Here is a 9,077-nt window from a genome sequence, read left to right on the forward strand (position 1 = left end):
CGTCGACCGAGGCCAGGGCCTGGTAGACGCGGTCACCGAGACCGCCTGCGCCGATGACGGCCGCGATGACGGCCATGGACAGCGCCATCATGATCGTCTGGTTGAGGCCGAGGAGGAGTTCCTTGCGGGCCAGCGGGATGCGGGCGGTCAGCAGGCGCTGGCGCGCGGTGGAGCCGAGCGACTCGACGGCCTCCAGCACGCCCTTGTCGGCGCCGCGCAGACCGAGCGAGGTCAGGCGGGCCATGGGCGGGGCGGCGTAGATGACGGTGGCCAGGACGGCCGCCGGGACGCCGATGCCGAAGATCAGCACGACGGGCAGCAGGTAGGCGAAGGCGGGCAGCACCTGCATGGTGTCCAGGACCGGGCGCAGGACGCGGTCCATCCGGTCCGACAGCCCGGCGGCGAGCCCGAGCAGCATGCCGACGACGACCGACGCGAGGACCGCGACGACCATCAGGGCGAGGGTCTGCATCGTCGGCACCCACATGCCGAGCAGCCCGCAGGCGAGAAACGCTGCGGCCGTGCCGAGCGCCAGCTTCACGCCCGCCACGCGCCAGGCGACCAGCGCGCCGATGGCCGTGACGCCCGCCCAGCCGACGGCCAGGAAGGTCAGGTAGACGGCCCGTACGGCGATGACGACGACGTTGCTGACGTGGCCGAAGAAGTAGAGGAACAGCGGGTGGCTGTCGCGGTTGTCGATGATCCAGTCGCTGGCCTTGGCGAGCGGCTCGGAGAAGTCGACGGTCAGCGCGCCCGGCCAGGTGCCGCTCGCCCAGCGGGCGTTGGCCAGCGGCACGAGGATCGCGGCGGCGAGGGCGAGCAGGAGCAGCTTGTGGACGGCCCGGTGCTTGAGCAGGGCGGGCAGGCCGACGCGCGGCGGGGACGCGGTGATGGTCGCCATCACACCGCCTCCTTGGGCTGCTGCGTCCCGGGCGGAGCGGGCTGCTCCGTCCCGGCGACGACGCCGAGGAGCGTGTCGGAGTCGACCACGCCCACGCACCGGCCCTTGTCGACGACCCGGGCCGGAGCGCCGGCGCGGGCGACCGCCTCGATCGCCTCGGACACCGTCGCGTCGGGGCGCACCGCCGGTCCGTTGCCGTCCTGGCCCGCCGAGGGGCGGCGCATGGCCGTACGGACCGTGAGGACCTGCTCGCGCGGGACGTCCCGGACGAACTCGCGGACGTAGTCGTCGGCCGGCGCGCCCACGATCTCCTCGGGCGTGCCGAGCTGGACGACCCGGCCGTCGCGCATCAGGGCGATGCGGTCGCCCAGCTTCAGGGCCTCCTGGAGGTCGTGCGTGATGAAGACCATCGTGCGGCCCTCCTCGTGGTGCAGCCGGACGACCTCCTCCTGCATGTCCCGCCGGATCAGCGGGTCGAGCGCGCTGAACGGCTCGTCGAAGAGCAGGACTTCGGGGTCGGCGGCGAGCGCGCGGGCGAGGCCGACGCGCTGCTGCTGGCCACCGGAGAGCTGGCCGGGGCGGCGGTGCTCCATGCCTTCGAGGCCGACCTTGGCGACGACCTCGGCGGCCCGCTCGCGCCGCTCGGCCTTGCCCATGCCCTGGATCTCCAGGCCGTAGGCGACGTTGTCGAGGACCGTGCGGTGCGGCAGCAGGCCGAAGTGCTGGAAGACCATCGCGGCGCGGTGGCGGCGCAGTTCGCGCAGCCGGGAGCGGTCCATGGCGCGGACGTCCTCGCCGTCGATGGCGATGGTGCCGGCCGTGGGCTCGATCAGCCGGGTCAGACAGCGCACCAGCGTGGACTTGCCGGAGCCGGACAGGCCCATGACGACGAAGACCTCACCCTTGCGCACGTCGAAGCTGACGTCCCGGACGGCGGCCGTGCAGCCGGTGCGGGAGCGCAGCTCGGCGGGGTCGAGGGCGGTGAGCTCGGGGTCGCCGGGAACGCGGTCGGCCTTGGGGCCGAACACCTTCCACAGGCCCTCCACCGAGAAGACGGGGGCGGTGTCCATGGTCTGCTCCGTGGGGGGCTCGAGGGTCGCGGTCACTTGGAACCACCACCGATCAGCTCGGCGGCCTTCTCACCGACCATGAGGACTCCGATCATCGGGTTGACGGTGGTCATCGTGGGGAACACGGAGGCGTCGGCGATGCGGATGCCCTCCAGGCCGCGGACGCGCAGCTCGGGGTCGACGACGGCCAGCCGGTCGCCGGCGTCACCCATCTTGCAGGTGCCGGCGGGGTGGTAGACGGTGTGCGCGACCTTGCGGGCGTACTCGCTGAGCTCCTCGTCACCGGTGACGTCCGGGCCGGGGGCCACCTCGCGCTTGAGCCAGCCGGCCAGGGGCTCGGTCTTGGCGATCTCGCGGGCGATCCTGATGCCGTCGACGAGGGTCCTGCCGTCGTAGTCGTCCTCGTCGGTGAAGTAGCGGAAGTCCAGCGCGGGCTTGACCTCGGGGTCGGCGCTGGTCAGGTAGAGCCGGCCGCGGCTCTTCGGCTTGGGGATGTTCGGGGTCATGGAGACGCCGAACTCCGGCCGCTGGTAGCCCAGTCGCTCCGGGTTGTCCGTGAAGGGGATCTGGTAGAAGTGGAACATCAGGTCGGGGTGCGCCAGTTCGGGGTCGCGCCGCACGAACAGGCCCGCGTCGGAGTCCATCGCGGAGTTCTCCGGGAGGGGGCCGTTGGTCTCCCACACGATGACCGACTCGGGGTGGTCGAGCAGGTTCTCGCCGACGCCCGGCAGGTCGTGCGTGACGGGGATGCCGAGCTTCTCCAGGTCGGCCCTGGGGCCGATGCCGGAGTGCATCAGCAGCCGGGGCGAGTCCACGGCGCCGGCGCACAGCAGGACCTCGTTGCGCGCCTTGACGAGGATCTCCTCGCCGTCCTTGGTGCGCACGTGCACGCCCTCGGCGCGGTTGCCGTCGAGCTGGAGCTTGTACGCCCAGGTCTCCAGCAGGATCGTCAGGTTGGGCCGCTCGTCCATCACCGGGTGGAGGTACGCCACCGACGCCGAGGACCGCTTGTTGTTCTCGGGGTGGTAGGCGAGGTCGAAGAAGCCGACGCCCTCGGTGAAGGGCTTCTTGTTGAAGCCGTCGACGCGCGGCACGCCCAGGGCCTCCTGGGCCGCGTCGACGAAGTCGCGGGCGATGGCGTTCCGGTCCTTCTCGTCGACCGGGACGATGTTGTTGAGCAGCCGGGCGAAGTACGCCTCCATCTGCACCGCGCCCCAGCCCTTGGCGCCGGCGTCCTCCCACTCGTCCCAGTCGGCGGGCAGCGGCTTGAAGGCGATCAGGGTGTTGTGCGAGGAGCAGCCGCCCAGGACACGCGCCCGGCTGTGCCGGATATGCGAGTTTCCGCGTGGCTGTTCGGTGGTCGGGTAGTCGTAGTCGAGCTCGCCGCCGAGCAGGCCCATCCAGCGGCGCAGGGTCAGTACGTCGTCACGGCCGACGTCACTGGGGCCGCCCTCGATGACGGCGACGGTGACGTCCGGGTTCTCGGTCAGGCGGGAGGCGATCACGGAACCTGCGGTTCCGCCGCCTATCACGACATAGTCGTACTCATGACTGGTGTGGGACATGGCGTACTTGCTCCAGTGGGGATGAAGTGAACGGGCTCGGGGGACGGGGACCTCAGCCCGGGGTGTGGGGGTCAGCCCGGGATGGGGTGTCGGCGGCCCGGCGGGGGACGGGGGTCAGCCCGCGAACCAGCGCACCGGCTTGGGAGCGAGGTTCTGGTAGACGTGCTTGGTCTCTCGGTACTCGGCGAGTCCGGCCGGGCCCAGCTCGCGGCCCACTCCGCTCTTGCCGAAGCCACCCCACTCCGCCTGCGGCAGGTAGGGGTGGAAGTCGTTGATCCAGATGGTGCCGTGGCGCAGCCGGCCGGCCACGCGGCGGGCGCGGCCCGCGTCGGCCGTCCACACACCGCCCGCGAGTCCGTACTCGGTGTCGTTGGCGAGGGCGACGGCCTCGTCCTCGGTGCGGAAGGTCTCGACGGTGAGGACCGGCCCGAAGACCTCCTCCCGGATGACGCGCATCTCGCGGTGGCAGTGGTCGAGGACGGTCGGCTCGTAGAAGTAGCCGTTCTCGGGACGCTGCGGGGACGGCTCGGGGCGCTTGCCGCCGGAGCGCAGCACCGCGCCCTCCTTCAGGGCGGACTCGACGTACATCTCGACCTTGGCGCGCTGCTGTTCGGAGACGAGCGGGCCGCACTCGACGCCGTCCTCGGTGCCGCGGCCGAGGCGGATCTTCTCGGCGCGCCGGGCGAGTTCGGTGACGAAGCGGTCCCGGACGGACTCCTCGATGATCAGGCGGGCGCCGGCCGAGCAGACCTGGCCGCTGTGGATGAAGGCGGCGTTGAGGGCCTGGTCGACGGCGGTGTCGAAGCCCTCCTCGGTGGCGCAGGCGTCGGCGAAGACGACGTTGGGGTTCTTGCCGCCGAGTTCGAGGGCGACCTTCTTGACGGTCGGGGCGGCGGCCTGGGCGACCTTGGTGCCGCTGACCAGGCCACCGGTGAAGGAGACCAGGTCGACGTCGGGGTGCTCGGACAGGCGCGCGCCGACGGAGTGTCCGGGACCGGTGACGATGTTGGCGACGCCCTCGGGGAGCCCGGCCTCGACGAGCAGGTCGATGAGCGCGATCGTCGTCATCGGGGTGATCTCGCTCGGCTTGACGACGAAGGTGTTCCCGGCGGCGAGGGCGGGGGCGATCTTCCAGCTGGCCTGGAGCAGCGGGTAGTTCCAGGGCGTGATCATCGCGCAGACGCCTATCGGCTCGTGCACGACGACGCTGTGGATGTCGGGCGAGCCCGCGTCCACGACCCGGCCGGGCGCCTCACCGGCGACCAGGTCGGCGAAGTAGCGGAAGGCGTCGGCGACGCAGTCGATGTCGACGCGGCCCTCCTCGACGGTCTTGCCCGCGTCGCGCGCCTCCAGCCGGCCCAGCTCCTCGCGGTCCCGCACGAGCAGGTCGGCGACGCGCCTCAGCAGCGCGGCCCGCTCGGTGACGGGCGTGTGCGGCCAGGGGCCCTCGTCGAAGGCGCGCCGGGCGGCGGCGATCGCCAGATCGGTGTCCTTCTCGTCGCCCTCCGCGACCACGGCGAAGGGCAGGGCGTCCGCGGGGTCGAGGATCTCGCGGGTGGCCCCGGAGGTGGCCGCCCGCCACTCTCCTCCCGCATGGATGGTTTCGCGTGCCTGAAGTTCGGTACTTGCCGCCATGGTCGCTCTTCGCCTTCCGTTCCTGATCAGCGCCCCTGTGTCACATTCGTGTCACTAAGAGACCGAGTTCGCCTGCCCTACTCCCACCAATGCATGCGCAGCCATGGCTGAAAGTGCGCTGTGTCACGGGAGATGCGGTCACATCACCGCAAACCGTCTACGAATCAGGTACGTCGGTGTCACACCGTGCGAGGCCGGGAGCCGTCCGGGGGTGGAAAGCCCGCAGGCCCCGTACCGGAAGCAACCGGTACGGGGCCTGCGTACAGAACGCGGAGAGGCTCCGGTCAGATGAGGCCGAGGCCGCGGACCGCCTCGCGCTCCTCCTCGAGCTCCTTGACGGAGGCGTCGATCCGGGCGCGGGAGAACTCGTTGATGTCCAGGCCCTGGACGATCTCGTACTTGCCGTCCTTGGTGGTGACGGGGAAGGAGGAGATCAGGCCCTCCGGGACGCCGTAGGAGCCGTCCGACGGGATGCCCATGGAGGTCCAGTCGCCCTCGGCGGTGCCGTTGACCCAGGTGTGGACGTGGTCGATGGCGGCGTTGGCGGCCGACGCGGCGGAGGACGCGCCACGGGCCTCGATGATCGCCGCACCGCGCTTGGCGACGGTCGGGATGAAGTCCTCGGCCAGCCACTTCTCGTCGTTCACGACCTCGGCGGCGTTCTTGCCGGCGACCGTGGCGTGGAAGATGTCGGGGTACTGGGTGGCGGAGTGGTTGCCCCAGATGGTCAGGCGCTTGATGTCGGCGACCGTCGAGCCCGTCTTCTTGGCGAGCTGGGTCAGCGCGCGGTTGTGGTCCAGGCGGGTCATCGCGGTGAACCGCTCGGCCGGTACGTCCGGCGCGGCGGCCTGGGCGATCAGGGCGTTGGTGTTGGCCGGGTTGCCGACGACCAGGACCTTGATGTCGTCCGCGGCGTGGTCGTTGATGGCCTTGCCCTGCGGCTTGAAGATGCCGCCGTTGGCCTCCAGCAGGTCGCCGCGCTCCATGCCCTTGGTGCGCGGGCGGGCGCCGACGAGCAGACCGACGTTGGCGCCGTCGAAGGCGACGTTCGGGTCGTCGGTGATCTCGATGCCCTGCAGGAGCGGGAACGCACAGTCGTCCAGCTCCATGGCCGTGCCCTCGGCCGCCTTCAGCGCCGGCGTGATCTCGAGGAGGCGCAGCTTCACCGGCACGTCCGCGCCGAGCAGCTGACCGGAGGCGATGCGGAAGAGCAGGGCGTAACCGATCTGGCCGGCCGCGCCGGTGACGGTGACGTTCACGGGAGTGCGGGTCATGGCGTTCTCCGTATGACAGCTGGCGGTGGGGCGGGGTCCCTGCCCCGGACGTTTGATCGATCTCTTGGCGTCAAGAGATCCATCCAGCGGTCAGGCTATCGCGCATCCGGGATCCCGGACGTCCGCGTCGGTGTGGCCCGGCCCACAACACCGTCCGGCCCGTACGCATGTGCCCACCCCCACGCAAGAGGCGGCCGCCCGTCCGGGAGAGGAGGACGAAGGCGGCCGCCTGGGGGATACCGACCGTGCCGGACTCCCGTGGGGGTACGGTTCACGTGCCCCCGATCCGGGCGGGCATTCCTCCCCTACGGAAATTCCTCACCCGGGCCGGTGGCACCGCTTCGCGGCTAGTCGGTGCAGCCCCGCTGCCCGGCCGTCAGCGTCGCGCATGCCTTGGCGTCGGCGGCACTCTTCACGGCCACCATCGGGGTGTAGGCAATGCTGTCCCCGGCCGCGGTGATGCTGCCGGTCTGCTTCGCCTTGCCCGAGCTGATCTGGATCTCGTCGCCCTGGGCGGCCTGCGTGATACGTCCCCAGGCCGCCTTGCAGGTCTCGCTGTAGCGGACCTCGACGACGGTCGTGCCGACGGTCGCGGTCTGCGCGGTGGTCACCAGGTCACCGCTGCACCCCATGGCCTCCGCGTCCTTGCCGGTGCAGCCGGCGCCGCTGCACTTCACGCCGGGTGGCAGCTTCGGGTCGCTGCTGACGGTCGGCGTGGGCGACGGGGCGCCGCCCTTGGCCTCGTCGTCGCCACCGCCGCCGGTGAGGTAGAACGCGCCGGCGATCACCACGAGCACGCCCACGACACCCGCGACGAAGGTCACCGTCCGCTTCTTGCCCGCGGCGGCGGAGGCGGAGGCCGTGCGGCGAGTCCCCCCTGCGCCACCGGCCCCGCCCGCCCGGGACGGGACGGCGTCCTGCGGTTCGCCGTACGGATCCGCCCCGACACCGGAGGTCCGGCCGGGGCCGCCGGGCGACCCGGCGGAGGTTCCGGGACCCGAGCCGGGCCGGGATCCCCTGCCCGCGCCGGAACCGGCGGAGCGCCCGCCCGTCGGCGACGGGCCCTGGTACCCGGCCAGGCCCCACGAGTTGACCTCGGGCTCGGCGGTCCGGCCGCTCTCCCGCAGATCCGAGCCGGTGGAGTCCTGGACCTCCGGAGCCGTCGGCTGGGGCGGCACGCTCGGGGCCACGCCGGCCGGTCCCGCGATGCCCGGCGTGACCGTGGTGCCGCCGCTCCTGCGGGCGGGCTTGCCGCCGCCCGCGGAGGCCGCTCTCCCGTCACCCGCCGAGGCCGCCTTGCCACCGGCCGAGGGGTCGCTGAAGTCCTGCCCGCCGAACTCCCCGAGCGCGGCGCGCGCCTGGGAGATCCGTATGGCCTCCATCGTCATGTCGTGCCGCATCTCCGAGCGGCTCCAGGCACGCTCGGCGAGCTCCCACATCGTGGTCAGGTGCACCGGGTTGGTGCCGGTGACCTCGGCCAGGGCCACGATCGCGCCCTTCGGGGCGAGCAGCCGGCCGTTCAGGTAACGCTCCCACGACGTCTTGCTGTAGCCCGTGCGGTCCGCGACCGACGCGATGCTCAGACCACCGCGGTCCACGAGCCTGCGCAGCTGGCTGGTGAACTCCCTGATCTGTGGATCGAGCTCATCCGGCAAGGCCTTCCAACGAGGCATTGCTCCCCCTCTTCCCCCCGAAACGTGCTGATATTTCTCGCGCTGTTCGCCCCGCGCGTGGCGGCCTCGGCCGAGTCCCCGTTCTGGATACCCACAGGGATGCGCCCAGTCAGGATCTCAGTTCCCTGACGAGGGGCGCACAGGAGCATGGTGACCGCGCGCGATACACCCTGGACCGTCCCGATTGTCCACGCCAACCCCGCCGTCGCACCACTTTGTGTGGTATCGGAAGCGAGACGTACCGGAATTGTCACTTCCGTGCCACAGCGCACTGACAGCCGTTGAACAGGCTGTTCGCGGTGCAGGAAGGTGGGGCGTGGCGGCGGCCCGTCCTTCCTCGGGGGAGAGGACGGACCGCCGTCCTCGTCATTCGTTGGTGACCGTGAAGTGCAGGGTGTCCTTCAGGAACGGGATCTGCAGCCACGGATTCGGCTGTGCCATCAGCGCCAGCATGACGATCACCAGGCCCAGCAGGCCGTGGGTGACGATGTCCGTGAAGCGGGAGCGGACGGCGAGCATGCCGACGTCCGGCAGCAGCCAGCGCAGCGCGCCACCGCCCAGCAGGGCGACGCCGATCAGCAGCGTCCCGAGCCGGAACTGGCCGAAGGCGGTCACCAGGAGTCCGACCCCGGCCAAGCCCAGCACGGCGAGCACGGGCCACTGCCGCGCCGGCGCGGGAGCATCCCTGGGCGCGGCCCGGCCGCCGCCCTCGGGCCGCGCGGTGTCCCTGGTGAACATCGGGAAGCGCCGGGTGACCCGCCGCGGCCGCCCTTCGGCGTCGGGCGCGCTGACGGGGTCCCGGACGGTGAGCTCCTCCGGGGCCTCTTGCCCGCTCGGGGCCTCTTGCCTGTCCGGGGCCTCTTGCCCGCTCGGGGCCTCTTGCCCATCCGGGACTGTGCGCCCGCTCGCGGCCTCATGCCCCCTTGAGGTCTCGCGCCCGCCCGAGGTCTCGCGCCCGC

General features: G+C 71.7%; 7 protein-coding genes. All 7 read right to left on the reverse strand.

Annotation, left to right across the window (positions count from 1 at the left end; translation table 11 throughout):
• On the reverse strand, window positions 1–901 hold a 901-nt coding region (locus tag ABT116_RS35740), incomplete at its 3' end, for an ABC transporter permease (protein ID WP_351642739.1).
• Window positions 901–2,007, reverse strand: coding sequence for a quaternary amine ABC transporter ATP-binding protein (locus tag ABT116_RS35745; protein ID WP_502983990.1), 1,107 nt, complete (start codon window positions 2,005–2,007; stop codon window positions 901–903). The genes ABT116_RS35745 and ABT116_RS35740, both read right to left, overlap by 1 nt.
• Complete coding sequence (locus ABT116_RS35750; protein ID WP_351642741.1) at window positions 2,004–3,536, reverse strand: GMC family oxidoreductase; 1,533 nt, start codon at window positions 3,534–3,536, stop codon at window positions 2,004–2,006. The genes ABT116_RS35745 and ABT116_RS35750 overlap by 4 nt, the downstream gene beginning before the upstream one ends.
• A 114-nt stretch (window positions 3,537–3,650) precedes the next feature.
• The gene (locus ABT116_RS35755) at window positions 3,651–5,171 is read right to left on the reverse strand and encodes an aldehyde dehydrogenase family protein (protein ID WP_351642744.1); all 1,521 of its coding nucleotides are present in this window, start codon (window positions 5,169–5,171) and stop codon (window positions 3,651–3,653) included.
• A 284-nt stretch (window positions 5,172–5,455) separates the two neighbouring features.
• A complete protein-coding gene (locus ABT116_RS35760) occupies window positions 5,456–6,445 on the reverse strand; it encodes a malate dehydrogenase (RefSeq protein ID WP_351642747.1) in 990 nt (329 codons plus the stop codon).
• A 347-nt stretch (window positions 6,446–6,792) separates the two neighbouring features.
• Entirely contained in the window at window positions 6,793–8,118 is a 1,326-nt protein-coding gene (locus tag ABT116_RS35765) for an XRE family transcriptional regulator (protein WP_351642749.1), read from the reverse strand.
• Window positions 8,119–8,484: 366 nt separating this feature from the next.
• Window positions 8,485–9,077, reverse strand: a 593-nt coding sequence (locus tag ABT116_RS35770) for a DUF3017 domain-containing protein (protein ID WP_502983991.1), incomplete at its 5' end; no start/stop codon positions are given.

This window comes from Streptomyces sp. NPDC002130 (assembly GCF_040296465.1).
GTDB lineage: Bacteria > Actinomycetota > Actinomycetes > Streptomycetales > Streptomycetaceae > Streptomyces.